Origin of the sequence: Exiguobacterium sp. Leaf196, from assembly GCF_001423965.1 — a bacterium.
Classification (GTDB): domain Bacteria; phylum Bacillota; class Bacilli; order Exiguobacteriales; family Exiguobacteriaceae; genus Exiguobacterium_A.
In genome coordinates this window covers 310,097-336,152 of the sequence record NZ_LMPV01000001.1, presented here as the reverse complement: position 1 = coordinate 336,152, position 26,056 = coordinate 310,097, and the positions used below count along the sequence as shown (strand labels likewise).

The following is a 26,056-nucleotide window of genomic DNA, read 5'->3' as shown; positions in this document are numbered from 1 at the left end:
CCTCCTTAGGCGTGAACCGCAAGTCCGTCGACTGCAAGTGCTGCTTCTCCAAATGCTTCTGATAAGGCCGGGTGCGGATGCACGAGCTGTCCAACTTCCCATGCCGTTGCATTGAGTACGAGCGCTAACCCACCTTCACTAATCAGTTCCGTTGCTTTTGGTCCGACGATGTGAACGCCGACGAGATCATCTGTCTTCGCATCCGAGACGAGCTTGATGAAGCCTGCTGCTTCTCCTTCAATCCGCGCTTTTCCTAACCCATTGAACGAGAAGCTCCCGACCTTAACGTCCATTCCGGCACGTTTCGCTTCGTCTTCCGTTAAACCGACCGATGCCGCTTCCGGTACGCTGTAGATACAACGTGGTACGAACGCATATTCAAGTGGTGTCGTCGTTCCGTTTACGATCGCCTCGACTGCTTTGACGCCTTCTGCTGACGCGACGTGCGCGAGTTGCAAGCGACCGATGACATCGCCGATTGCATAGATATGTTGATCCTTCGTCCGGAAATGGTCATCCACTTGGATGAAGCCATTTTCGACGACAATATTTGTGTTTTCGATTCCGATACCTTCGACATTCGCCATCCGACCGATGGCGACGAGCAACTTATCCGCTTCAAGCGTCGTCTGTTCTCCGTTACGGTCGATCGCGATCGATACGCCGTCTTCTGACATACGGAACGTATCACTTTGTGCAGCTGCGCCCGTATGAATCTTGACGCCCCGCTTTTTTAGTTGGCGGGCGACTTCACGACTGACTGCCGCATCTTCTGTCGGTAAAATCCGGTCGCTGAATTCAACGACCGTTACTGCGACGTCAAAATCCGTCAACATCGATGCCCATTCGACACCGATGACGCCGCCGCCGATGATGACGATTGATTTTGGCAAATCTGCCATATCGAGCGCATCATCCGAACTGAGGACATACTCTGAATCAAAAGCAAGACCGTTCAGTGGACGTGGACGTGATCCTGTCGCGACGATCAATTGGCGTGGAAGAATCAACTCGCCTTCGCCTTCTTCCGGCTCGACACTGATTGTTCCGGGCATCGGTGAAAAGATACTTGGTCCAAGAATCGAACCCCGACCATGAAAGACTTCAATCTTTCCTTTTTTCATCAGGTGCTGAATGCCTGCCTCTAATCCATCTACGATCTCTTGTTTGCGTTGTTTGACCTGTTCGAATCGTAAAAACGATTCCGGTACGTCCACGCCATATGTAGTAGCGTGTTTGACCGTCTGATAGACTGCTGCTGATTTCAAAAAGGCTTTAGAGGGAATACAGCCACGATGTAAGCATGTCCCGCCTAATTTTCCTTGTTCTACGATTGCTACCGACTTCCCGGCTTGTGCTGCACGGATCGCGGCGACATATCCACCGGGTCCTCCACCTAGGACAACGACGTCGAATTCTCTAGCCATGTTGGTTCGCCTCCATATTCCTTAACTTCCTCTTCCCCACGTAAGACACGCAACACTCCTTCTGCGAGCGCCTGCAACTCATCTTCACCAGGACTACGCACGACTTGACCAAGGTGGGCGACGCGTTCTTCGATCACACGCGTCAACCGATCACTATAAGCAAGTCCGCCTGTTAGAATGATCGCGTCGATCTGACCGAACAAGACAGCACTTTGACCAGCGATTTCTTTCGCGATCCGGTACGCCATCGCTTCATATAACAATGCCGCTTTTTCATCGCCTTCTTCAATCCGGCGCTCGATCTCAACCGCGTCAAACGTACCTAAGTGCGCAACAAGTCCGCCTGACCCAACGACCAGACGCTTCATCTCTTCAAGTTTATACTTGGTACTATAACATAGTTCTACTAGTTGACCAACAGGTAGCGACCCGCTTCGTTCTGGCGAAAACGGTCCTTCTCCATCGAGTCCATTGTTGACATCGATAACACGCCCCTCATGGTGTACGCCGACTGTAATGCCGCCACCCATGTGTGCAATGATCAGGCGCAGTTCCTCGTATGGACGTCCGATTTCCTTCGCGTACCGTTTCGCAACAGCTTTCTGATTCAAGGCATGGAAAATACTTTTTCGTTCAAGTTCAGGTAAGCCTGTAATACGCACAATCGGTTCTAGTTCGTCAACGACGACCGGATCAACGATGAATGATGGGATGTCGAGTGTCCGAGCAACCTCATCCGCAAGGAGTCCACCGAGGTTCGATGCATGAACGCCAAAAATACCGCTGAGTAAGTCTTCTCGCATTTCTCTGTTGACTGCATACGTACCGCTGACAAGCGGTCGGAGTAACCCACCACGCCCAACGACTGCAGTAAGCGCTTTCAAATCAATCTGCTCTTCAGCTAACACTTCGAGTACTACATGACGACGCATCTCCAGCTGCGCTGGAAGCGGTCCTCTGACCGCTTCCGCTGGATGGCGTAACGTCTTCGTGAACACCGGGTTTGATCCTTCGAAGATACCGATCTTCGTCGAAGTCGAACCGGGATTGATCGTCAAAATACGTTCGCTCATGGATATCCTCCTCTGATCAGCCGCGTGATCCTAGAATGTTTTTATCACGACGTAAGAATTGGCTGCGGGCACTACGCATTGTTGCGATACGCTCTTCTGCCATTTTCTCAGCAGCACGATATGTCGGTAAATGATCGCGTTTTGCGATCTCGAATACTTTTGTGACCGCGTCGTAGACGAGTTCGACTTTTTTCATGGCACGATCACGGTTGTATCCGTCGAGTTCATCAGCAACGTTGATGACACCACCCGCATTGATGACGAAGTCTGGTACGTATAAGATATCGCGTTCTTCGAGCATGTCACCGTGACGGTCTTCTTTAAGTTGGTTATTTGCCGCACCAGCGATGATTTTGACTTTCAATTGTGGAATCGTCTCGTCGTTTAATGTCGCACCGAGGGCACATGGCGCAAAGATGTCCGCTTCGACGCTATAAATGTCTTCTGGTGCGACGATCAAGGCACCGAATGCTTCTTCTGCACGTTGAAGTGCTTCTTGGTTGATGTCCGTGACGATCAGTTTCGCCCCTTCTTCATGCAAATGACGGCATAGATTGAAGGCAACGTTACCAACTCCTTGGATCGCAATCGTTTTGCCACCAAGTGAATCTGTTCCGTACACTTCTTTTGCCGCTGCTTTCATACCACGGTAGACTCCGTATGCCGTAACTGGTGATGGGTTACCACTTGATCCGAATGCTGGGCTGACACCAGTGACGAAATCTGTCTCCATATGGATATAATCCATGTCTGCAACCGTCGTATTGACATCTTCTGCTGTAATATAACGACCGTTCAGTGACTGGACGTAACGTCCGAATGCCCGGAAGAGTGCTTCTGATTTTTGTGTCTTCGCATCGCCGATGATGACAGCTTTGCCACCACCAAGGTTCAAACCAGCGGCTGCATTCTTATACGTCATCCCTTTTGATAAACGGAGCGCATCAATCAATGCCTCTTCATCAGATGCATAATTCCACATACGAAGTCCACCGAGTGCCGGTCCGAGTGTCGTGTCATGAATCGCGATGATTGCTTTTAATCCAGATACTTTATCGTGGCAAAAAACAACTTGTTCGTAATCTTCCATCTCCATTGTTTCAAAGATACTGAAGCGTGATTCTACATTTGTTTCGACCATTTTAAGTTCCTCCTCAGATTGTTTGTTTTACTTTTTTCGTCTGTTGAGCATTTAATAGCGCAAAGGCTAGTGAGTACATTTTTGCTTCTGCTGTATCGGCGCGGCTTGTCAATACAACTGGAGCCCGCGCTCCGACGAGAATCGCCGCCACCGAGGCATGTGCGAAATACATGAGCGATTTGTAGATAACGTTCCCAACTTCGATTTGCGGAACGACGAGTAAATCCGCCTGCCCTGCTACGTCTCCCGTCAAGCCTTTTTGCTGGGCAGCGACGAGATTCACGGCATTGTCGAGCGCAAGTGGTCCGTCTACAAGGCAATCCTTGATTTGACCACGTCGGTTCATTTGCGTCAGTAGGGCAGCATCTATCGTTGCCTGCATCGTCGGATTGACGACTTCGACGGCTGCTAAGACTGCGACTTTCGGTAATCCGTATCCAAGCGCTCGTAAGGCGGAGACACCGTTTTCGATAATTTTTACCTTATCTTCGAGTGACGGTTGGATATGAATCGCTGCATCGGTCAATCCGATCGCTGATTCACGCCCTGGCACTTCGAACAACGCGACATGCGACAGGACATTTCCAGAACGCAGACCCGTTTCTTTGTTCAAGACAGCTTTCATGAACATCGCTGTCGGAACAAGACCTTTCATCAAGACACTCGCATCCCCTTTGCGAACGGCATGAGCGGCACGCTCTGCCGCTTCTTGCGATGTAGAGGTGTGGGTGATCACGAACTGCGACTCTCGTAATGTCCGTTTTTGAATCATCTGCTGAATCCGTGTCGCATCCCCGAACAAATGAAAACGCGCTAAATCGTTTTCAATTGCTAATGCGACAGCATCCATCACTTCTTCGTCATCCGCAGCTGCAATCGCAACGACGGAATCTTCGAGTCGAGCTGCCTGCTCGACCATTTCACTGAATCTCACTGTATTCCCCCCTTACCTGTCATACATAAATAGTAATAGCAATTTTCGTGCCAATTCAAAAGAGACGGTAGGATAAGCAAGAACGTCTTTAATTTTGCACGCTTTTGCATTTTTTGCAATATATTGCACGCAAAAATTTGCGCTTCATGAATAAATGTTAAATCGTTCCACTTTGTAATAAAGTGCCCGGAGAGAAATCCCAAGTTGTTTTGCGGCTTCTGTTTTGTTGCCATTAAAAGCAGTAAGCGCTTCCCGGATCAATCGTTCTTCGACGTGAGACATCTCGTCGGATAAATGTTTGATTTCCTTTTTCTGTCTCGTCGTGACTTTTGTTGTTTGTGGCACGACAAGTTGAAGATGTCCTTTTCGTAAAACCGTTTCTGTTTTATCCGTAAAAATCAATGCGCGACCGATGACATTCTCAAGCTCGCGGACGTTTCCTTTCCACGGTTGCTTCTTCATTGCTTCGAGTACATCATCCGAGATCCGTCCGACCGATCGTCCATAACTTTGATTCAATTTGCGGAGTAGGTGTAAGGTTAACGGTGCGATATCATCCGGACGCTCACGTAGTGCCGGTATGTGAATCGGTAAACGATTAATCCGGTAGTAAAGATCTTCTCGGAACTCATTCATGATGATTTTTTGTTCGAGATTGGCATTCGTCGCCGCGATGATGCGGACATCGACTGGAATCGCCTTCGTGCCACCGACACGGACGACTTCATTTTCCTGTAACACCCGTAACAGTTTGGCTTGGACGTCGAGTGGCAATTCGCCGATCTCATCTAAGAATAGCGAACCTCCGTGTGCTTCTTCGAAATATCCCCGTTTCCCGCCGCGCCGCGCTCCTGAGAACGCGCCTTCCTCGTACCCGAATAGTTCACTTTCGAGTAACGTCGGTGCAATCGCCGCACAGTTGACGCGGACGAATTGTTCATATTTGCGTTCGCTCGCTGCATGTATCGCATGTGCGAACAGTTCTTTACCGGTTCCGGATTCACCGCGAATCAAGACGTTGACTGGCATCGTTGCCGCAAGCTTCGCTTGATCGACGACGAAGCGCATTGCTTCACTCTCGGCGATGATATCATCGAATGTATATTTAGCTTCGAGTGTCCGGATTTTTTGTCGCGCTGCCTTTAATTCTTTTGCTAGAGCCTTCATTTCCGAAATATCTCGAATGACCCCAACGGAACCGCGGACTTGTCCATCGACGATGACAGGTGCTGCGTTGACGATGATATCGCGTTGATCTTGTCCGATCTTCATACGAACATCTCGCACGTTCTCGCCTGTGTTCAAGACTTTCAAATGAACGGATTCCTGCATCCCGATATCGGCGCTAGCCGGTTTTCCGACGACATCTCGTTCTGTGAAACCGGTCATTCGCGTATACGCCGGATTAATCAGCATCGTCTGTCCGTCTTGATCGGCGACGGAAATCGCTTCGCTCGTACAATGAATGATTGCTTCGAGCATTTTCTCTTTTTCAGTCAGACGCTCAAGTAACACTCTGACGAATTCACCCGGTAAGACCGCCGCTCCCGGAAAATCATGGATTAATTGTTCGAGTACGCCACTTTCTCCCGTAGCGTCAATGATGAAATCGACGTCTGCTCCTTCGAATGCTGACCAGTTCGTTTCGATCCGAATGTCCGCGCGCCGTGCAAGCGCTACCCCAGGCGCCTCCATGTTTGGATCAACAAGACCGATGACCGTTAATAGTGGTGAACGTTGAAATGCGTGCAAGACCTCTGTTCCCCCTTGACCTGCTCCGACGACGAGTAGATGATGCATATAAATTCCCCCTTTGAAACTGCTTACATTTCTATCCTACTCGGAATAAAAAAGGGAAGCAAACCCGATTCGCAGAACGATCGATTTTTTGATACAATACGCTTGGAAAGGAGTGGCGTCCTATGCGTATCATTGGTTTGCTCTCATTATTAATCCCCGGCATCATCGGCGCGATTGGTATTAAGCTCATGCGCGACAGTGTCTTTCTAATTGCGCAAGTGCCGTTTAAATACTTAGGCGATGCGGCTTACGTATATGTATTGCAAGGTCTCGTTGGGTTGATTCTTGCGATGGGTGGTATTGGATTTGTCGCAGGATATGTCTTTTATCGCGATCGAAAACGTGGAAAAGTCTCCGACCGCTATCAAAAAAAATAAACACAGAAAAAGGTCCCCATCTCTTGAACTCATTTCAAGCGCGGGACCTTTTACTCGTATAAAATTGGTTTCACTTACGGATGAACTCCTCTCATAGTTAGAACTATTCGTGTACTCCAAAACCTTAGGTGTTCCTCTTAATGAAGAGGTGGAAAGAAATCAGATCTGGCTATCGAGCTAACGATAGAATGGTATTTCAGTTCCATCATCTGACTGTACTCGGGACCTAGGTGGAGCGTAATGTCATCCGCTTGAAGCAGTCAAACATTCGGTTGCTAACAATCACTGCTAGACAACACTCCTTTTCACGAACTGTACTTTTCATTTTAGACGATCCGTTACCTTCCACTTTTCCCTAGCTTCGAAATCATGGAAGCTCCCATTCATTCGAGATTTCCCATCTAGAATGAACAAGATACCTTGGTACGACTTCTACCAAGAGAATGTCGTCCGGCATTCTTGAGCCATTTACAGTTGGCGTTCTGAGATGATATTCATCAACGGGATTTCCGGAGTCCTCGCCGACTCGACGTTCATCTGACGTCTTGCCAAATCATTTGGTACCTTTATTATAACAAACATTTCAGTTTATGCAATATTTATTTGCAAACGCTTTTATTTTTTTTGATTTCTACCGTATGCTGTAGAAAGAGTGCATTCGAAAGGAGATCTTGTATGCGAAAAGTCATCGTATTCGAACATCTATCTTTAGATGGTGTCGTTCAAGCACCGAGTGGAAAGGAGGAGGATGTAAGCAACGATTTCGAACATGGTGGCTGGACCGTTCCTTTTCAACATCCTGAAATCGGTAAAGTCATTCGCGGATGGATGCATGAGGACTGCTCTCTGTTGCTCGGTCGTGCGACTTACGAACAATGGGCAAGTTATTGGCCACTCCACTCAGATGTCTGGCCGATTGCCGATCATGCCATGAAGTATGTCGCCACGCGTCATGCACTACCTGTCCTTTGGCAGCCGACAACTTGTTTGAAGCATCCGACTTCTGAACTAAAGCTTTTGAAACAACAGGATGGCCCACCGTTCCATATCTGGGGCAGTAGTGAACTCGTTCATACACTTTATCAAGCGGATTTGATCGATGAGCTTCGCTTGATCCATTATCCTGTCATCATCGGTTCCGGTAAGCGTCTCTTTCCCGATCAAAGAATGGTTCCCCTCACTTGGAACGTCATGGAACAACACACGTTTGATAACGGAGTGTCAATCATTCGCTATGAACGAAATAAGAATCAAATATAAACCGTTATCGTTTAGATTCTGCCTTTTACCAGAAAGAAAGAGGAAAGAAGCGTAGCGATTCGAGATGGACAAAAAAAGTGCAATCTTTCTCGTCAAGAGAAAAACTGCACTTTATCTTCAGTCTGGCGCCTTTTATGAATTAGACGGTATATGGCTTCAACCGGATTGTTCTTGATTCATATGACTCGATACATACGAGATGAATTCCGAGTTCTTTGGACTCTTCTCTTGTTCGATCCGACCGTTAAACAACTCGTGTTGCTGCATTCCTTCGTTCCAGGCGGACTTGATGGCATGACGCATCGCTCGTTCGACGCGAGAAGCTGTTGTTTGATGTTTTTTCGCAATCGTCGGATAGAGTTCCTTTGTGATCAATCCGAGTAGATCTTCCCGTTCAAGCACCATTAAGACAGCGTCTTTTAAATACGTAAACCCTTTGATATGCGGAGCGATTCCCACTTCTCGAAGCGTCGAGCCGACTTTTAGATCAATCGTTTCGATCGCCGGAGCTTGTCCTTGATTCGTCACGAGACGAATTTTTTGAACGAGCTGATCCATGCTGAACGGTTTAAGTAAGAAGTATGATGCTCCAAGGGTGACCGCCTGTTGTGAGACCTCGTCCTTACCGAAAGCACTCAACATGATGACAGCAGGATTCTTCTTTTTCTTCATCAATTCTTCGAGCACACCAAGCCCATCTAAATGAGGCATGATGATGTCGAGGAGCAATACATCCACCTCATGTTCTTTCATGCGTTCGAGACAACTCTCGCCATTGTAGGCGACGCAAACGACTTCCATGTCTTCTTGCGCAGAGATATGCTGGCGAATCAGTTCGACCATTTCGCGATTATCATCTGCTATCCCGACTTTAATCAATCCTTACACCCCATTTTTAAGCGATTCTTTCATCGTCTTCGCCTGATCCATCAATTCCTCGGCATGCCGTAATGTCAAATCCGTCATATGGGCACCGGAAATCATCCGTCCAAGTTCGTTCCCTCGATCTGCTTGAGACAAGACGTTGACTTGGGTCGTCGTACGATCCGTCTCCTCAATCTTTCGAATATAGAGATGTTGATCCGCCATCGAAGCGACTTGTGGTAAGTGCGTAATACAAAGCACTTGTCCGTCTACCGACAAACGATAGATTTTTTCTGCCATCGCTTGTGCAACACGACCCGAAACACCCGTATCGACTTCATCGAATATGATTGAGGCGACTCCGACCGAGCGCGAGAAGATCGACTTCAGTCCAAGCATGATACGAGATAATTCCCCGCCCGATGCAACTTTTCCGAGCGACTTGAATGGCTCTCCCGCATTCGTCATGATGAAGAATTCCACATGGTCGATCCCGTTCTTGCGTAGCATCGGTGTCTTTCCGTCTTGAAGAAAACGAATTTCAAACCGCGCCTTCTCCATGTAAAGCTCACGCAACTCCAAATGAATCGCTTCACTTAATTGAACTGCCGCTTTGCGACGCTGTTGTGAGAGTCGACCACCAATTTCAAACAATTCGCTTTCGAGCTGTTCGACTTCGGTTTTTAAGCGTTCAATTCGTTCATCTCGATTTGTCATCGTATCAAGTTCAATCCGAATTTTTTCACCGTAAGCGATGACTTCCTCAATCGTCGCTCCGTATTTTCGTTTCAGCTGTTGGAAGACGGACAAACGTTGTTCGATCTCATCGAGTCGATTGGAATCGAACTCAAGTGTTTCGAGTTGATCTCGAATGGCATAACCGACTTCTTCTAGTCCATAAAAGGCGCTTGCGATCGCGTCACTTTGCTGAGAAAACTGTTCGTCGATGCTTGATGCTTGTTGTAGTTCACGCATCGCGTCTCCAACGGAATCGATGCCGCGCATCTCATCGTGTAAGGCGTCATAGGCTGTCTTCAACGACGCATATAACTTCTCGAAGTTCGCAAGACGATTCCGCTCGACGAGTAACTCATCTTCCTCATGTGCTCGAAGTTTTGCGCCCTCGATCTCTTCGGTCTGAAACGATAACAAGTCGATCCGTTGGGCGAGTTCTTGCTCGCTTTGTGCGAGCGATTGTAGCGCCGTCCGTTTTTCTTCATACGTTTGATAACCGGACTGATAGGCTTGAAGGAGTGGCGCGATCGCCTCTTGCGCGAAGTCATCGAGAATCGCTTGATGGTACGTACTGTCCATTAAATGCTGATGTTCATGTTGCCCGTGCATATCGACGAGGACACGTCCGAACTCACGTAAAATCGTCAGTGTGACCAGCTTATTGTTGACGCGACAGACACTTTTTCCTGTCGCGAACAGATCACGTCGCAAGATGATCAATCCGTCTTCGATATCGATGCCATACTCTTCTGCAAGATCATAGACGAGATGGTCGTCTTCAATCAGAAACAATCCTTCTAGTTCCGCCCGATCTTCCCCGTATCGAACGAATTCCGCGGATCCACGTCCACCAATTAATAATCCGATCGCATCGAGAACGATCGATTTACCGGCACCTGTTTCCCCAGTCAAGACGGTCATTCCTTTTTTAAAGTCGATCTGTAGCTCGTCAATGATCGCAAATTGTTTGATCGATAATTCAGCTAGCATCCTGTCAACTCCTTACAGCATTTCTAAAATTCGTTCCGTCACTTCTTTCGCTTGTCCCTCACTTCGTGCAATCAATAGGATCGTATCGTCCCCACACACCGTTCCAAGCAGTTCGCTCCAGCTCAAATGGTCTAGTAAGACAGCGACTGCATTCGCATTTCCCGGCAGGACATGCATGACAATCAGATTTTGAGCAGAATCAATCGAGATGAAGCTATCTCCGAGCAGACGCCGCAATTTCCCGAGTGGGTTGAAGCGTTGGTCGGCGGGTAAGCTATATTTATAACGTCCATCATTCAACGGGACCTTCACGAGATGGAGTTCCTTGATATCTCGTGATACCGTTGCCTGTGTCACCTTATATCCTGCATTCCGTAATTCCTCTACCAATTCATCCTGGGTTTCTACTTCTGATTGGGTGATGATCTCCCGAATCTTAATCAACCGTTGCCCCTTTGTCATTCCTGCACCTCACAGTATTCTTCGATGTTACTATTGTAATCCAATAAATCATCAAAAGTCCACGTTTCCCATTTTATTATCCGGTTTTCATCGTGCCACACAACAAGGAAGACGGACCCATGAACCGGATCCGTCTTCGTTATCATCTGTTCGTTTAAAGACTAGCATGCGCTAGCTTGACCGTCTCCGTCGCATGAACGGACGGATCAAGCCCTGGTTGACCAAGGCGTGCATGCAACAAGAACTCAATGTTGCCCTCTCCACCGGTAATCGGAGAATAGTCGAGCTGCTTGACATAGAACCCTTGTTGAATGAAGAATTCGATCATCTCATCGAGAACTCGGACATGAATCCGCTCATCACGCACGATGCCTTTTTTACCGATATCCTCACGACCTGCTTCGAATTGCGGTTTGACGAGCGCCATGACGTCTCCTCCTTCAACGAGGATCATCTTCAATGGCGGAAGCATCAAACGTAATGAAATGAACGAGACATCGATCGTCGCAAACTGCGGCGCGACAGGGAACATGTCTGGTGTCGCATGCCGGAAGTTCGTTTTTTCCATCACCGTCACGCGGTCATCCGAGCGAAGCTTCCAGTCCAGCTGATTGGAACCGACATCAAGTGCATACATATGTGCTGCTCCATTTTGTAAGGAGCAGTCGGTAAAACCACCTGTCGACGATCCGATATCGAGACCTGTTTTACCCGTGACATCAAAATCGAATACTTGAAGTGCCTTTTCCATCTTAAAGCCACCACGCCCCACGTAAGGCATCAACTGACCTTTAACATGCAAATCGATATCGGACTTGACCTTTTCACCGGCCTTCTCCAATCGTTCCGTACCACTAAAGACGAGTCCAGCCATGATCGACCGTTTCGCTTTTTCACGCGTTTCAAACAAACCGCGCTCGACGAGAAGAACGTCGAGGCGGATTTTCTTTACATTTTCCATGAATCGTCACACACTCTGTTTCTTTCCTTGATTGACGAAAGCGCGTACTTCTTCTGCGATTTGTCCAGGTAATAGTCCAATTTCTTCCAGCAACTCATTCACACCGCCGTGCTCGATATACCAATCCGGAATACCGAAGCGTTTGACGCGTGGGAATGCTTCCTGCTCGTTCGCATGCTCAAGGACAGCTGATCCGAATCCACCTTTTAGGACGGCTTCTTCCAGTGTCACAAGTGGAATTCCCTCTGCGTAAAGAGCGTTCAGCATCTTCTCATCAAGCGGTTTGATCGTCCGGGCATTGATGACACGAACTGATAATTCGCCTGCTAAGAGATCCGCGATTTTGAGCGCGTCTTGCACTTGTGGTCCGAATGCAAGGATGGCGACATCTGTTCCTTCACGTTCAACTTCCCACGTATCGAGCGAAATTTCATGCAATGTCTCATCCATTGGTACACCAAGTCCTTCGCCACGCGGGAAACGAACGGCGATTGGTCCTTCGTATTTAACAGCTGAATAGAGCAAGTGCTGTAGTTCATTCTCATCCTTTGCCATGACGATTCGAATATTCGGCACGTGGCGCATGAAAGCAATATCGAAGACCCCTTGGTGTGTCTCTCCATCTGCTCCAACAAGACCTGATCGGTCAATCGTAAACGTTACGTCTAGATTTTGACGCGCCACGTCATGCACGAGTTGATCGTATGCGCGCTGGAAGAACGTCGAGTAGATTGATACAACGGGTTTCATGCCTTGCGTCGCTTGACCAGCTGCGAACGTGACAGCATGTTGTTCCGCGATCCCAACGTCAAACATCCGCTCTGGGAATTCTTTTTCAAAACAATCGAGTTTTGAGCCAACACTCATCGCTGGTGTGATCAACGTCAGCTTTTCATCGTCGCGTGCCATCTTCGTCAAGGTATCCGCTACCGTAAAGGAATAACTTGGTGCTTTTGATTTTCCTTTGATGACTTCGCCGGACTCCATCTTGTATGGTCCAAGACCGTGCCATGTACCGACCCCGTCAAACTCTGCCGGACGATAACCTTTCCCTTTTTTCGTGATGACATGAAGCAGGACAGGTCCTTCTTCTTTTTTCACGTAATTGAGCTGTTCGATCAAATCATTAAGATCGTGTCCATCGACCGGACCGTAATAGTTGAAACCAAGTTCTTCAAAGAACATCCCAGGAACGAGCGCTCCCTTGACGGCTTCTTTCAATTTCTCGCTTCCTTTTTCCAAACGTCCGCCAATGACCGGAATCTTTTTGATCAATGCTTCAAGCTCGTCTTGCGCAAAACGTACTTTTCGCGATGAACGAATCCGTCCTAGCATTTGATGCATCGCACCGACGTTTGGTGCAATCGACATCTCGTTGTCATTTAAGATGACGATGACGTTTTGTTGCTCTGCTCCGATGTGATTCAATGCTTCGAGGGCCATACCGCCTGTTAACGCCCCGTCACCGATGATCGCGACTGCGCGGTCATCCTTACCGCTCAATTCGTTTGAAACAGCAATCCCCATTGCTGCTGACAAGGACGTCGAGCTATGCCCTGTCTCCCAGACGTCATGCACGCTTTCATTGCGTTTCGGAAATCCACAAAGTCCTTTATGCTGACGGAGCGTATCAAACTGGCTCGCGCGTCCTGTGAGAATCTTGTGCACATAGGCTTGGTGTCCGACGTCCCAGACGAACTTGTCATTTGGACTGTCGAATTCACGATGCAGTGCAAGCGTTAACTCGACGACTCCAAGATTCGGTGCCAAGTGCCCACCTGTCGTCGCTAATTCTTCAATCAAAAAGCGTCGAATATCGCCTGCGAAAACTTCGAGTTCGGAGACCGACATACGCTTTAAAAATGACGGATCCTGTATTTCTGTCAATTTCATACCTTACCGCCTCTTTTCCTTACAATCTTATAGGGTTTGTACCCTACATTGTACTAGAACAATCTATCGAGCGCCATTGTCAGCATAGAAAAAGACGACGCACGATGCGTCGTCCTGCTTAATGGTCACGCTTGACCACGAAGTCTAGCAGTTCCTTAAGTGTCGTCGCTTCGACCGATAGTGCTTCAATCGCCTGTTCTGCTGCTTCTACCTGAGCTGTCAGTGCACGTTTCGCACCTTCAAGACCGAGGAGTTTCGGATACGTCGCTTTTTCATTTTCTTCATCACTACCAACCGGCTTGCCGATTTTTTCAGCATCTCCTGTCACGTCTAAGATGTCATCTTGAATTTGAAAAGCAATGCCGAGATGGCGACCATATTGATGCAGGTGCTCAAGATCTGTCGGACTAACTGCGGCGAGCAACCCGCCTGCTTCGACCGCAAAGACGAGAAGTGCTCCTGTTTTTCGACGATGAATCGATTCTAGCTCCGCTACATCATTTATGCCACCACGCTCACCGAGCATATCATCGAGTTGTCCGCCGACCATACCAGAAGCTCCTGCCGCCGCCGCTAATCGTTCGACGAGCGCAAGCTTCACTTCTGGCGAAGCTGGTGTCTCGAGGAGGCAGCTGAATGCGTTCGTGAGCAATGCGTCCCCTGCTAAAATCGCTGTCGCTTCATCAAAAGCAATATGATTCGTCGGACGACCTCTACGGAGATCATCATCGTCCATTGCCGGAAGGTCATCATGAATCAGCGAATATGTATGAATCATCTCAAGTGCCGCAGCAGTAGCATCTCCTTTTGAGCGGTCGATTGAGAAGGCATCGAGTACTGCATAAATCAAGGCCGGACGAATCCGTTTCCCACCGGCATCAAGTGAATACCGCATTGAGTCACGTAAACGGTCGGGTGCATCGAGTCGCTCCATGAACTCTGCCATTTTGTTTTCGACTTGTGTCTTCCATTCATGCAAGGCAATCATTGTGCTCCTCCTTTTTCCCGCAGCGTACCATCTTGCTCCAGGATCTGATCGAGTTTTTTCTCAGCAACGGATAACTTTCCTTGGCAAAGAGCTGTCAATTTGACGCCCTCTTCATAAAGAGCCATCGCTTGTTCTAGCGGAGCTTCGCCCTCTTCGAGTAACGTGACGATCTCTTCTAGTCGTTCTAGTGCTTCTTCAAAAGATTGTTCCGTCTCCATCCTTACTCCCCATCCTCTCGTTTGGCACGAATCGTTCCATCATGGAATCGGATATCGAACGAAGACGCTGTTAATGCCTTCGCGGAACGAACAATTTGTCCATCCTGTTCGACATACGTATAGCCGCGCATCAGGACATGCGTCGGACTGACGGAGTCGAGTCGCGCGAGCACATGACGCACTTGTTGTTGTTTCGATTGCAAAAGCCGACGCACGATTTCGAGTCGACGACGCGACTGTTCAATCGTTGCTCGTTGTTGTACGAATCGATCACGTACTGGTATTCGCATTAAACGTGTGTGAAGACGCTCCACCTGCTGTCGGTTTTGAGTCACGATATACTGCATCTCTTTTTGGAGCAACATTTCCGTCCGGTCCAGTTGTTCCTGCTTTAGTCCGAGTAAAACACGTGGCGATTTAAGACCGTAACTCGCGGCTAGACGTGTCACTTGCTCCTGTTTACTCTTAAGGAGTTGTGTATACGTTCGTTCCAAACGTCGCTCTACATCCTGGACACGACGGACGAGTGCCTCTGCTTCCGGAGTGACAAGTTCTGCCGCCGCTGTTGGTGTAGCAGCACGAACGTCGGCGACGAAATCACTGATCGTAAAATCAGTCTCATGTCCGACAGCAGAGACGATTGGGATACGGGATTCAAACACGGCTGTCACGACAGACATTTCATTGAATGCCCACAACTCTTCGATCGAACCGCCACCACGACCAATGATCAACACATCACAGGCAGCATGCTCGTTCATCAGTTGAATAGCACGACTGATTTGTGGTGCCGCGTCTGCTCCTTGTACAAGAACCGGCGCGAAGACGATGGCTGCTTGCGGATAACGACGCCGGAGTGTCGTTGCAATGTCATGAAGCGCCGCTCCTTTTGGCGATGTGATGATCCCGATCCGATCCGGAAAAGCAGGCAACGGTTGTTTGATCGCAGGATCAAACCAACCACGTTCTTCAAGATCCATTTTCAGGCGAGAAAACGCCTCGTATAACGCGCCCACACCATCTTCCGTCATCCGTTCGACATAGAGTTGCATTTCTCCAGAAGAGACGTAGACAGATAAGCGTGCCGTGACGACGACACGCATGCCGTCGCGTATGTCTGTCTTGACCCGACTCGCATCCCGAGCAAACATGACGGCTTTCATCCGTGACTGTTCGTCCTTCAACGTAAAATAAAGGTGACCGGAAGAGTGTCGTTTAAAGTTCGACACTTCTCCCACCACCTGGACTTGTTGTAGAAGGGCGTCACCTTCTAATTCACGTTTGACATAGTGGACTAAATCGGAAACGTGAAGAGGTTCACTCATTGTGCGGCCTCGATCGTGTTATGCAGTAACATCGTGATCGTCATTGGACCAACGCCACCCGGAACAGGTGTAATCATCGATGCAACGTCTTGTACCGTATCAAAATCAACATCACCGACGAGTTTACCATCGACACGGTTGACACCGACGTCAATGACGACAGCATCCGGTTTCACCATATCTGCAGTAATCAGCTTCGGTACACCGACTGCGACGATCAAGATATCCGCTTGGCGTGTCATCGCACCGAGGTCTGCAGTTTTTGAATGACAGTATGAAACGGTAGCCGATTCATTCAAGAACAACATACCGACGGGTTTTCCGACGATTTGACTCCGTCCGACGACAACGACGTGCTGACCCGCGATCGGTACATTCATCTCTTTCACGAGATGGAGAATACCGTTTGGTGTACATGGTAAAAATGTCGGTTCACCAATCATCATCTTCCCGACAGAGACAGGATGGAAGCCATCGACGTCCTTTTCAGGAGAAATCGCAAAAATGACCTTGCTCTCATCAATATGGTCTGGCAACGGCAATTGAACGAGAATCCCGTGGACACTCGCATCTACGTTCAGGCGTTCAATCAAATGAAGGAGTTCTGATTCCGTTGTTTCTGCCGGAAGTCGGATCAACTCTGAATCCATTCCGATTTCCTTCGCTGCCTTCTCTTTTCCGCGTACATAAGATTGACTAGCTGGATCTTCACCAATCAAGATGACAGTCAATTGCGGTTGAATCCGCTGTTCTTTCAGACGTGCGACTTCTTCTTTCAGCTTCATACGATATGAATGGGCTACCTGTTTTCCATCGATTACTACTGCCATGATTTGTCCACTCCCCCAAAAAGTTCGATTCACTCTTCTGTCTGTTTGTCTCTATTCGGTTTTAAATCGGTTTATGAATTTTCTTTGACGACGCCTTGTGCCACTTTACCAAGAACACCGTTCACAATTTTCGTTGCTTCTTCATCTGCGAACGCCTTCGTCAATTCGATGGCTTCGTTAATCGTTACTCGAACCGGAATGTTCGTTTCGAACAACAATTCGTAGACGGCCAAGCGAAGAATCGTCCGCTCGATGTTTCCAAGTCGCTCGAACGACCAGTTGACGAGTGCTTCTCGAATATGCTGATCAATTGTTTCTTTGTTCGTTTCGACACCGTTCACCAATTGCTCGACGAATGTATCGTATTCCTTACCTTCTACCGCGAATTCAATGGCCTCTTGTGCAGTCAGATCCGAAAGTTCCATTTGGAACAAAGATTGGACTGCGAGTTCGCGTGCCATGTGTCGTTTCATCATGATTTTGCGTGCTCCTTTTTTTGTCGTTCTCAATCAGTTAGTTTAGCACATTCCTCTTTTAAAAAACATAGAGAACGCCAAAAAAAGACGGGAGTTCGTCGCACAAACTCCCGTCCTGATTCAGTTTACGATCGTACCTTTTAACTCACGCTCTGCGAATTTCGTCGTAAATGTACCACGACGGAATACCGGGTGACTGAGAACACGTTCGTGGAACGGGATCGTCGTTTTAACACCTTCGATCCAAAATTCAGCTAGCGCACGTTCCATTTTCGCGCATGCTTCTTCCCGTGTTTCTGCATGAACGATCAACTTTGCAACCATCGAGTCATAGTATGGTGGAATCATATACCCTGGATAGACCGCGCTATCGATGCGCACGCCCATTCCGCCCGGTGTCACATATTGTGTGACACGTCCAGCAGACGGACGGAAATCATGGTCTGGATCTTCGGCATTGATCCGGCACTCAATCGAATGACCATGGAACTTGATATCCTTTTGTTTAACGGCAAGTGGATGATCGAGCGCGACTTGGAGTTGTGCTTGAACGAGATCGAACCCTGTGATCATCTCCGTTACTGGATGTTCCACTTGAATGCGCGTGTTCATCTCCATGAAGAAGAATTCTTCCGTCTCTTCGACGAAGATGAATTCGATCGTTCCAGCTCCCGTATACTGAATCGCTTTTGCTGCTTTTACAGCAGCCTCGCCCATCTTCAACCGTGTCGCTTCACTGACCGCAGGAGATGGTGCTTCCTCAATCAGTTTCTGCATCCGGCGCTGAACGGTACAATCTCGTTCACCGAGATGAATGACATTGCCATGCCGGTCAGCAAGTACCTGTACTTCAACATGGCGGAATTCTTCGATGAAGCGCTCTAAGTATACGTCTCCGTTTCCGAAGGCTTGTTTCGCTTCACGGCGCGTCTCACTTAGACCATTGATCAACTCTTCTTCCGAACGAGCGACCCGAATCCCTTTACCACCGCCACCTGCTGTCGCTTTGATGATGACCGGATAACCGATTTCTTGCGCCAGTGCGACCGCTTCTTCGTCTGTGACCGTTCCATCTGAACCAGGCACGACGGGTACTCCGCATTCGATCATCGTCTTTTTCGCGACATCCTTGATCCCCATCTGACGAATCGCATCCGACGTCGGACCAACGAACTTAATCCCACACGCTTCACACATCTCGGCAAAATCGACGTTCTCAGCTAAGAAACCATAACCCGGGTGGATCATCGTGACTTGACGATTTGTTGCGATCGCAAGGATGTTCGTAACGTTTAAGTAGGATGAAGCAGAACTTGCTTCACCGATGCAATATGCCTCATCTGCTAAGCGAACGTGTAACGCTTCCTTATCCGCCGTCGAGTAGACAGCAACGGTTTGTATTCCAAGTTCCTTTGCCGCTCGAATGATGCGGACGGCAATTTCTCCACGGTTGGCAATCAATAATTTTTCCATGCTGTTCACCCCCGCTTACGGACGGATCCGGAAGAGTGGTTGACCAAATTCAACGAGATCTCCATCGGCGACAAGAATCTCGACGACCGTTCCAGATACTTCCGAGTTTAAGTTATTGAAGAGTTTCATTGCTTCAAGGACACAGACGACTTGACCGACTTCGATCTGATCCCCGACTTTGACGTATGCCGGTTTATCCGGATTTGGACGAGAATAGAACGTCCCGACCATTAATGCATTGATTGTGATCGTATCGTCAGCGACTGCTTCTTCTTCAACAGGTGCTGCTGTTTGTTTCACAGGAGCAGGTGTTGCTACCGGTGCAGCGGGTGCTTGGTGTGAGACCGTTACCGTCTCTCCTTGTTTCTTTAACTCCAATTTATACGTATCCGTCTCAAGTGTGAGTTCGTTTACACTCGACTGATCGAGCATTTCGAGTACTTGTTTCAACTGATCGATTTTCATCTGTCATTCTTCCCCCATCTATGCTGTATTCACAATTATTATACCAGGTGCTAATGCCTACTCAAATACTTATATTAACTGGTCATACCATTGGATGCAAGTCACGCTGGATGAAAAAAGACGCCTCTCGACCTAACAAAAGGTGAAAGACGTCTTGTCGTTTCGTTCTTATCCGTTGTAACGACCTGTGAAATCACCTGTACGTGTATCAACCGTTACTTTTTCGCCCGCTTCGATGAAGAGTGGCACTTGAATGATGTGTCCCGTCTCTACTGTCGCGTTTTTCTTGACGTTCGAAGCTGTATCGCCTTTAACGCCCGGCTCCGCTTCAACGATCGTCATGACGACCGTGTTAGGTAATTCAAGACCGAGGATTTCGCCGTTATAAACAGCGATTTGAACTTCCATGTTTTCAAGCAAGTATGGAAGAGCTGCTTCGACTTGTGCCGTCGTCAATTCCAACTGCTCGTAAGATTCTGTATCCATGAAGACATATGTCTCACCCATTGGGTAGAGGTATTGCATCTTGTTACGCTCGATGTGCGCACGCTCGACACGCTCACCGCCGCGGAATGTCATCTCTTGGATGTTCCCGTTACGGATATTACGCATTTTCGTCCGAACGAACGCTGCCCCTTTACCTGGTTTAACATGTTGGAATTCAAGTACTTGCCAAATCATACCGTCTGAAGTTTTGATCGTTAATCCTGTTTTTAAATCGTTTACTGATACCATGAATGGTTCCTCCTAAAATGTCCCGTCACTCTGAATTAGAGAGTGATCAGTTCTTTTGGTGAAGACGAAAGAATTTCTCGACCTGTTTCCGTGATCAAGACGTCATCTTCAATTCGGCATCCGCCGACTTGCGGCACGTAGATACCTGGTTCGACCGTGACGATCATGCCCGGTTCAAGTTTCGTCTCAGAGCGGAAAGATAGACCAGGTCCTTCATGTACTTCTAGACCAATGCCGTGTCCCGTCGAGTGACCGAAGTACTCGCCGTATCCTGCTTCTTTGATGATATCACGCGTCAATGCGTCCGCTTCGATCCCTGTAATACCTGGTTTTAAACCATCAACACCCGCTAGTTGCGCTTGTAAGACTGTATCGTAGATTTTCTGCAATTCAGCATTGATCGGACCGACTGCTACAGTCCGTGTGATATCTGAAACATAACCGTTCAGAAGCGCCCCAAAATCAAGCGTGACAAGTTCGCCTGTCGCAATGACCTTCGAACTGGCAACACCGTGCGGCAAGGCAGAACGATAGCCCGATGCAACGATCGTATCGAAAGAAGAAGACGTCGCTCCATGCTTACGCATGAAGAATTCTAGTTCATTTGATACTTCAAGTTCCGTCCGTCCTGGTTGAATGTACGTCAAGATATGCTGGAAGGTCGCATCTGCGAGCTCCACCGCTTCCTTAATCATCTTAATCTCTGATGAATCCTTAATCAAGCGTAGGTTTTCGATGATTCCCGTCGTCGGAACGAGTTCGATCGAAGAAGCTTGATCATACGCTTCAAAAGCACCGAGTGTCATCGCATCTTTTTCGACGCCGACCGCGCGAACACGTGCCCCTGCCATCAATTCACCCATTGTCTCTGGAATCGAACGTTCAATTTGGACGATTTCCATTCCTTTGACTTGGTCTGCCGCTTGCTCCGTGTAACGGAAATCCGTCACGAAGTACGCTTGCTCTTCTGTTACGAGACATGCACCGCTTGAACCTGTGAAGCCGGAAATATAACGAATGTTCTCTGCTTTCGTGACGAGTAATCCTGGAAGGTCCCGTTCCTTTAAAGCTGCTTGTAACGCCTCGATCCGTTGTTTCATGATTGATTTCCCCCTTATTCCGATTGTTGTAAAGCTTGGAGTGCTTCTGTTGCCAGACGATATCCCGTCATGCCAAGTCCAGCGATGACCCCCTTGCAGACTGGTGCGATCATCGAATGATGCCGGAAGGATTCACGTGAATGGACATTCGATAGATGGACCTCTATGACGGGTGCTTCGATTGCAGCAATCGCGTCACGTAACGCGATACTCGTATGCGTGTAGGCAGCCGCATTGAAGACGATGCCGTCCGCCCCTCGTTCCTCGTGAAGAACATCAATCAGTCGTCCTTCATGGTTCGATTGCTCGAACCGAAACTGAATGTTCGGAAAATAAGCGCGAAGCTCGTGTTCTAAATCAGCTAACGTTGCCGTTCCGTATGTATCCGGTTCGCGTGTTCCAAGTAAATTCAAGTTTGGTCCGTTTAAAATCAAGACACGCAAAAAAACACCTCCTCGAATTCTTTTTCATTGTATCATAACCCGATTTCCGACTCCTAAAGATTACCTCGTTTTGACGAGTCGAACATAGTTTTTTTGTCGTAAATCAAGTACACTGACGATACACCTAATTTTAATGAAGACGGGATGCGTTCTATTATGAAAACGACTAATCCGCCGGTCGGTGGTCAAGCCATCGTCGAGGGCGTCATGTTCCAAAATGCGACCCATGCGGTCTCTGCGATTCGTCGAAATGATTCGTCGATTGAGACGTTTGCACAACAAAAACCGATTCGACCACGAATCGCCAAAGGAAAACGAATTCCACTCCTGCGCGGTCTCTTTGCATTAATGGAGTCTTCAGCGAATGGCGCAAGTCACATGAATTTCGCAAGTGATCGCTACGGCGTTAAACCCGGTGAAGAACAACCGGAAGAGTCAACGGCTAGTCCATTGACGAAATGGCTCGGAGTGGCTGTCGTCGGAATTCTTTCCTTTTTCTTTGGGAAATTACTCTTTACGCTATTACCTGCTTTCCTTGCGTCTTTGTTTGATGTGTTTCCGCTCTTATCGGGACATGTCGTTCAAAACATCATCGAAGCAGTGATTAAATTAACGTTACTATTTAGTTATCTCTACGTGATTTCTTTGACTCCACTCGTAAAACGACTCTTTCAGTACCATGGCGCTGAGCATAAAGTCATTAACTGTGTCGAGTCCGGACGTCCACTCACCGTCGAAAACGTTCGTGTTAGCAGTCGACTCCATTACCGGTGTGGCTCGAGTTTCTTGATTTTCACCGTCATCGTCGGTTTTTTCGTCTACTTGATCGTCCCAACAGATCCGCTTTGGTTGCGTCTCGTCTGCCGGATTGCTTTATTACCGGTCGTCATCGGTCTCTCATTTGAAGTCTTACAGCTAACGAATAAAGCACAACATATCAAAGGACTTCGTGTTATCGCCTTGCCTGGTCTATGGTTACAGTACTTGACGACGAAAGAACCGGATGATGCTCAAATTGAGGTTGCGATTTATGCGTTTGAAGCCTTAGAAAAACAGGAACATAACCTACATGAGAATGCACTGGGTTAATCGATAACAGGGGTGATATTATGATCAGACAACGCATTGGTTCTACATTCGCACTCGTCGTGTTACTGTTCGCTTTTGTCGGCTTTGGATATAAACTCGTCAATAATCCAAGTAGTCTGTTTTCACAATTGCTGTTCTTCGGCATTACTGCCGGGATTATCTTCTTACTCTTTAAGTTCCTGACTCGTAATCGAAGCGTCGGAAACGGTACGAACGCACAGTACCGTAAATCGGTCGCTCAATCCAAAAAAATGCATGGTCCTTCGAATTCTGTTCGCCGGACAGACTTCAAGAAAAAACCAGTCAAGTCTTCGAAAGCACCTGCATCGAATAAAGTCAGACCGTTACGTGATCGTTCGAAAGCGCCTCATCTGACGGTCATTGAAGGAAAAAAAGGCAAAAAGAAAAAACGTGCTTTTTAATGTTGAAAGCATATTAATTAAGGAGGTTCGTCGCCTATGACGAACCTCCTTATTTTTCACTCCGTTTCGACCCAACCGATGTAAGGAAGATTGCGGTATTCTTCAGCACAATCAATCCCGTACCCGACAACAAAGTAATCCGGAATCTCGAACCCGACATAGTCCGCATCGAGTTCTACTTCACGACGTGCCGGTTTATCAAGTAACGTACACACCTTCAGGACGCCTGGCTGATGCAATTTCATATGATCACATAGGAAATGAAGCGTCCGTCCTGTATCAATGATATCTTCGATGACGACGACATATTTTCCTTGAACATCGAGATCGAGGTCCTTCTTCAATTGAACACGACCTGAAGAAACGGTCTTTGTACCATAAGAAGAGCACGCAACCGTATCAATTTGGACGCTTCCTTTGATTTCGCGCATCAAATCCGCAGCAAAAACCATCGATCCTTTCAATACGACGACGAGAACGATTTGACGTCCTGCCGCATCTGCTTCGATCTGCTGTGCTAACTCACGAACTTTTTCTTTCAGTTGTGATTCCGACACTAACTTTTCTTTAATCGTGATTTCCATGACAAGGTGCGAACACCCGTCACCCCCTTCGTCCATTTTCAGGATCAGTATAGCATATCTACCTCATAATGCGTACTTTACCATTAAATTATAATGGATTGTTCGTGTTTAAGTGTATCTAATAAGAAATTATATAAAAAAACAAGCCTCAATCCTCTGGATGGGCTTGTTGATAGCGATGTAACTCTTCTTTCAGACCAGGACGTTCCGCAAAGAACTGAATCATCCCATTGATTTTATCCAATGCTTCGATGCTAATATGGTGTTCGATTCCTTCGACATCCTTGTAAATCAATTCCTCATCCACACCAACAAGACGAAGAAAATCTTCAAGCAATGCATGTCGTTCTACAAGACGTTTCCCAATCTTACGTCCTTTAGGCGTCAACATGAGCCCCCGATATTTTTCATAAACGAGATAGGTCTCGCGGTCGAGCTTTTGTACCATCTTCGTCACAGACGAAGGATGTACACCTAATGACTCCGCAATATCCGATACACGGGCATATCCCTTATCTTCAATCAACTTATAAATTTGTTCCAAATAATCTTCCATACTCGGAGTTGGCACGACATCACCTTCCCATTTCATTCATTAGCGTTTCCAGTTCCACTCATCACTACGGTATTTCTCGGCAAGACGCTCAATCTCCTGCCACTGCTCACTAGTGAATGTCAACGGAACGAATGACAAATCAAGTGCTTCTTCAAACCCTTTCGTGAACGCTCCTCTTACTTCGTCAAATGCTACAGCGCGACCTGCTAACTCGTTCAGAGCGACAGCCTTTCCTGAAAAACGAGCCTTCATCCGCTCGCGCGTCGACTCATCATCGTACAAGAAGCAATCAAACAGTTCGCCTTCATCAACAGAGAGTGGAACAGAACCATGCTGTAAGACGACGCCTTGATGACGGACTTGTGCACTTCCGGCGACTTTTCGTTTACCGACAGCGAGTTCATAATACGATGCTGCATCAAAACAGACAGCCGATTTTGGCTTCCGTAATTCTTCTTTTTCCTCTTCCGTCAATGGAACTGAAAATTCGACTGGAATGCCGAGGTGATGGTATCCCTTGCGAATCCCTTCCGTCAACATTCGGTAACTTTCGATGACCGTGCGTGGTAACCCTTCCGTATCTTCAGGGATGACGATACTGTATGTCAACTCGTCTGCATGCAAGACAGCTCGCCCTCCTGTCATCCGACGCACGATCGGAATGCCGAGCTCCGCGATCCGCTTTCGATCGATATCACGGGTTGCTCGTTGGAAATGACCAATACTTAATCCACGTGGTTCCCATGAGTAAAAACGAAGCGTCGGTGCGATCTCCCCCCGCCCGACGAACTGAATTAATGCTTCATCGATTGCCATGTTCATTGCCGGCTCCATTGCCGGCGTCGTCAATACTTGCCACTCTCTGTTCACTTCAGCACCCCCAAAACGTTTCCGTATTAGTGTATCAAACCCTTTCTCGGTCGCGCAATCACGAGTCGATTGCCGAAATCGATTTCGTTGACTATAATGAAACAGAGGTTAAACGAACGAAGGGGTTGGAAGTCGAATATGGAAACTGGAACTATCGTTACGATCGTATTATGGGTCGCGCTGATCGCCTACATCGCTTGGCGTTTCATGCCGGTCAAAGGTATCACGAAATTGTCACAGGAAGAATTCCGTGCGAACTATCGCAAAGCACAAATCGTCGATGTCCGCGAGACACAGGAATTCAAAGGTGGACACATCGTTGGTGCTCGTAATATCCCGGTCAGCCAAATGAAGATGCGCTCGAAGGAATTACGGAAAGATATGCCGATTTACTTGTACTGCCAAGGTAGCATGCGTTCTTCACAGGCTGCAAAAGTTTTGAAAAAAGCAGGCTATACGAATCTGTATCAATTAAAAGGCGGATTCAAGCAGTGGTCAGGAAAAATCAAACGGAGCTGATGTTTCGTTCATCGCAAAAAAAGGATCCCTCCGGAAGGAGAGATCC

At 47.8% G+C, this 26,056-nt stretch carries 28 protein-coding genes; 5 read left to right on the top strand and 23 right to left on the bottom strand.

The window, feature by feature from the left end:
* Positions 1 to 5: 5 nt before the first annotated feature.
* The 5 genes from lpdA to ASG02_RS01735 form a co-directional block, all read right to left on the bottom strand.
* The gene (gene lpdA, locus ASG02_RS01755) at positions 6 to 1,427 is read right to left on the bottom strand and encodes a dihydrolipoyl dehydrogenase (protein WP_035409071.1); all 1,422 of its coding nucleotides are present in this window, start codon (positions 1,425 to 1,427) and stop codon (positions 6 to 8) included.
* On the bottom strand, positions 1,397 to 2,500 hold the full coding sequence (buk, locus tag ASG02_RS01750) for a butyrate kinase (protein WP_056061899.1): 1,104 nt from the start codon (positions 2,498 to 2,500) through the stop codon (positions 1,397 to 1,399). Before buk ends, lpdA begins: the two co-directional genes overlap by 31 nt.
* A 16-nt stretch (positions 2,501 to 2,516) precedes the next feature.
* On the bottom strand, positions 2,517 to 3,641 hold the full coding sequence (locus ASG02_RS01745; protein ID WP_023467593.1) for a Glu/Leu/Phe/Val dehydrogenase: 1,125 nt from the start codon (positions 3,639 to 3,641) through the stop codon (positions 2,517 to 2,519).
* A 13-nt stretch (positions 3,642 to 3,654) separates the two neighbouring features.
* The gene (gene yqiS, locus ASG02_RS01740) at positions 3,655 to 4,575 is read right to left on the bottom strand and encodes a phosphate butyryltransferase (RefSeq protein WP_056060232.1); all 921 of its coding nucleotides are present in this window, start codon (positions 4,573 to 4,575) and stop codon (positions 3,655 to 3,657) included.
* 144 nt (positions 4,576 to 4,719) lie between these two features.
* On the bottom strand, positions 4,720 to 6,375 hold the full coding sequence (locus ASG02_RS01735; RefSeq protein WP_035409079.1) for a sigma-54-dependent Fis family transcriptional regulator: 1,656 nt from the start codon (positions 6,373 to 6,375) through the stop codon (positions 4,720 to 4,722).
* A 122-nt stretch (positions 6,376 to 6,497) separates the two neighbouring features.
* Here ASG02_RS01735 and ASG02_RS01730 point away from each other — a divergent pair, with 122 nt between their 5' ends.
* Positions 6,498 to 6,752, top strand: coding sequence for a DUF2627 family protein (locus ASG02_RS01730; RefSeq protein WP_023467590.1), 255 nt, complete (start codon positions 6,498 to 6,500; stop codon positions 6,750 to 6,752).
* 675 nt (positions 6,753 to 7,427) lie between these two features.
* Entirely contained in the window at positions 7,428 to 8,012 is a 585-nt protein-coding gene (locus tag ASG02_RS01725) for a dihydrofolate reductase family protein (protein ID WP_056060228.1), read from the top strand.
* A gap of 156 nt (positions 8,013 to 8,168) precedes the next feature.
* On the opposite strand, the gene spo0A is transcribed toward ASG02_RS01725, so the two are convergent.
* The 15 genes from spo0A to aroQ form a co-directional block, all read right to left on the bottom strand.
* Entirely contained in the window at positions 8,169 to 8,891 is a 723-nt protein-coding gene (gene spo0A / locus ASG02_RS01720) for a sporulation transcription factor Spo0A (RefSeq protein WP_035409083.1), read from the bottom strand.
* A gap of 3 nt (positions 8,892 to 8,894) precedes the next feature.
* Positions 8,895 to 10,601, bottom strand: a complete 1,707-nt coding sequence (recN, locus tag ASG02_RS01715; RefSeq protein ID WP_035409085.1) for a DNA repair protein RecN — start codon at positions 10,599 to 10,601, stop codon at positions 8,895 to 8,897.
* A gap of 12 nt (positions 10,602 to 10,613) precedes the next feature.
* Entirely contained in the window at positions 10,614 to 11,063 is a 450-nt protein-coding gene (ahrC, locus tag ASG02_RS01710; protein ID WP_035409088.1) for a transcriptional regulator AhrC/ArgR, read from the bottom strand.
* A 154-nt stretch (positions 11,064 to 11,217) separates the two neighbouring features.
* Positions 11,218 to 12,024, bottom strand: a complete 807-nt coding sequence (locus ASG02_RS01705) for a TlyA family RNA methyltransferase (protein WP_035409090.1) — start codon at positions 12,022 to 12,024, stop codon at positions 11,218 to 11,220.
* A gap of 6 nt (positions 12,025 to 12,030) precedes the next feature.
* A complete protein-coding gene (dxs, locus tag ASG02_RS01700; protein ID WP_056060225.1) occupies positions 12,031 to 13,917 on the bottom strand; it encodes a 1-deoxy-D-xylulose-5-phosphate synthase in 1,887 nt (628 codons plus the stop codon).
* Between the two features lie 118 nt (positions 13,918 to 14,035).
* Entirely contained in the window at positions 14,036 to 14,905 is an 870-nt protein-coding gene (locus tag ASG02_RS01695; RefSeq protein WP_056060223.1) for a polyprenyl synthetase family protein, read from the bottom strand.
* On the bottom strand, positions 14,902 to 15,123 hold the full coding sequence (gene xseB, locus ASG02_RS01690) for an exodeoxyribonuclease VII small subunit (RefSeq protein WP_023467583.1): 222 nt from the start codon (positions 15,121 to 15,123) through the stop codon (positions 14,902 to 14,904). The genes ASG02_RS01695 and xseB overlap by 4 nt, the downstream gene beginning before the upstream one ends.
* A 2-nt stretch (positions 15,124 to 15,125) precedes the next feature.
* The gene (xseA, locus tag ASG02_RS01685) at positions 15,126 to 16,448 is read right to left on the bottom strand and encodes an exodeoxyribonuclease VII large subunit (RefSeq protein ID WP_035409097.1); all 1,323 of its coding nucleotides are present in this window, start codon (positions 16,446 to 16,448) and stop codon (positions 15,126 to 15,128) included.
* Positions 16,445 to 17,278: a bifunctional methylenetetrahydrofolate dehydrogenase/methenyltetrahydrofolate cyclohydrolase FolD gene (gene folD, locus ASG02_RS01680; RefSeq protein WP_081780391.1), complete on the bottom strand. Its 834-nt coding sequence runs from the start codon at positions 17,276 to 17,278 to the stop codon at positions 16,445 to 16,447. Before folD ends, xseA begins: the two co-directional genes overlap by 4 nt.
* A gap of 71 nt (positions 17,279 to 17,349) precedes the next feature.
* On the bottom strand, positions 17,350 to 17,751 hold the full coding sequence (nusB, locus tag ASG02_RS01675) for a transcription antitermination factor NusB (protein ID WP_035409747.1): 402 nt from the start codon (positions 17,749 to 17,751) through the stop codon (positions 17,350 to 17,352).
* A 123-nt stretch (positions 17,752 to 17,874) separates the two neighbouring features.
* On the bottom strand, positions 17,875 to 19,227 hold the full coding sequence (gene accC / locus ASG02_RS01670; protein ID WP_035409099.1) for an acetyl-CoA carboxylase biotin carboxylase subunit: 1,353 nt from the start codon (positions 19,225 to 19,227) through the stop codon (positions 17,875 to 17,877).
* A 15-nt stretch (positions 19,228 to 19,242) separates the two neighbouring features.
* The gene (gene accB / locus ASG02_RS01665) at positions 19,243 to 19,692 is read right to left on the bottom strand and encodes an acetyl-CoA carboxylase biotin carboxyl carrier protein (RefSeq protein WP_035409101.1); all 450 of its coding nucleotides are present in this window, start codon (positions 19,690 to 19,692) and stop codon (positions 19,243 to 19,245) included.
* Between the two features lie 168 nt (positions 19,693 to 19,860).
* Positions 19,861 to 20,427, bottom strand: coding sequence for an elongation factor P (gene efp / locus ASG02_RS01660; protein ID WP_023467577.1), 567 nt, complete (start codon positions 20,425 to 20,427; stop codon positions 19,861 to 19,863).
* 35 nt (positions 20,428 to 20,462) lie between these two features.
* Positions 20,463 to 21,527, bottom strand: a complete 1,065-nt coding sequence (locus ASG02_RS01655; RefSeq protein ID WP_035409103.1) for a Xaa-Pro peptidase family protein — start codon at positions 21,525 to 21,527, stop codon at positions 20,463 to 20,465.
* A gap of 14 nt (positions 21,528 to 21,541) precedes the next feature.
* Positions 21,542 to 21,970, bottom strand: a complete 429-nt coding sequence (gene aroQ / locus ASG02_RS01650; protein ID WP_035409105.1) for a type II 3-dehydroquinate dehydratase — start codon at positions 21,968 to 21,970, stop codon at positions 21,542 to 21,544.
* Positions 21,971 to 22,126: 156 nt separating this feature from the next.
* On the opposite strand from aroQ, the gene ASG02_RS01645 reads away from it, so the two are divergent.
* Together ASG02_RS01645 and ASG02_RS01640 are read left to right on the top strand one after the other, a co-directional pair.
* Positions 22,127 to 23,059, top strand: a complete 933-nt coding sequence (locus ASG02_RS01645; RefSeq protein ID WP_056060219.1) for a DUF1385 domain-containing protein — start codon at positions 22,127 to 22,129, stop codon at positions 23,057 to 23,059.
* A 20-nt stretch (positions 23,060 to 23,079) separates the two neighbouring features.
* Positions 23,080 to 23,481: an SA1362 family protein gene (locus ASG02_RS01640; protein ID WP_035409109.1), complete on the top strand. Its 402-nt coding sequence runs from the start codon at positions 23,080 to 23,082 to the stop codon at positions 23,479 to 23,481.
* 56 nt (positions 23,482 to 23,537) lie between these two features.
* On the opposite strand, the gene hpt is transcribed toward ASG02_RS01640, so the two are convergent.
* From hpt to ASG02_RS01625, 3 genes are all read right to left on the bottom strand, one after another.
* On the bottom strand, positions 23,538 to 24,065 hold the full coding sequence (hpt, locus tag ASG02_RS01635) for a hypoxanthine phosphoribosyltransferase (protein ID WP_035409112.1): 528 nt from the start codon (positions 24,063 to 24,065) through the stop codon (positions 23,538 to 23,540).
* Positions 24,066 to 24,213: 148 nt separating this feature from the next.
* Complete coding sequence (gene mntR / locus ASG02_RS01630; protein ID WP_035398709.1) at positions 24,214 to 24,636, bottom strand: transcriptional regulator MntR; 423 nt, start codon at positions 24,634 to 24,636, stop codon at positions 24,214 to 24,216.
* A 24-nt stretch (positions 24,637 to 24,660) separates the two neighbouring features.
* Positions 24,661 to 25,491: a lipoate--protein ligase family protein gene (locus tag ASG02_RS01625; RefSeq protein ID WP_035409114.1), complete on the bottom strand. Its 831-nt coding sequence runs from the start codon at positions 25,489 to 25,491 to the stop codon at positions 24,661 to 24,663.
* Positions 25,492 to 25,629: 138 nt separating this feature from the next.
* On the opposite strand from ASG02_RS01625, the gene ASG02_RS01620 reads away from it, so the two are divergent.
* The gene (locus ASG02_RS01620) at positions 25,630 to 26,010 is read left to right on the top strand and encodes a rhodanese-like domain-containing protein (protein ID WP_035409116.1); all 381 of its coding nucleotides are present in this window, start codon (positions 25,630 to 25,632) and stop codon (positions 26,008 to 26,010) included.
* The last annotated feature ends 46 nt before the right edge of the window (positions 26,011 to 26,056 follow it).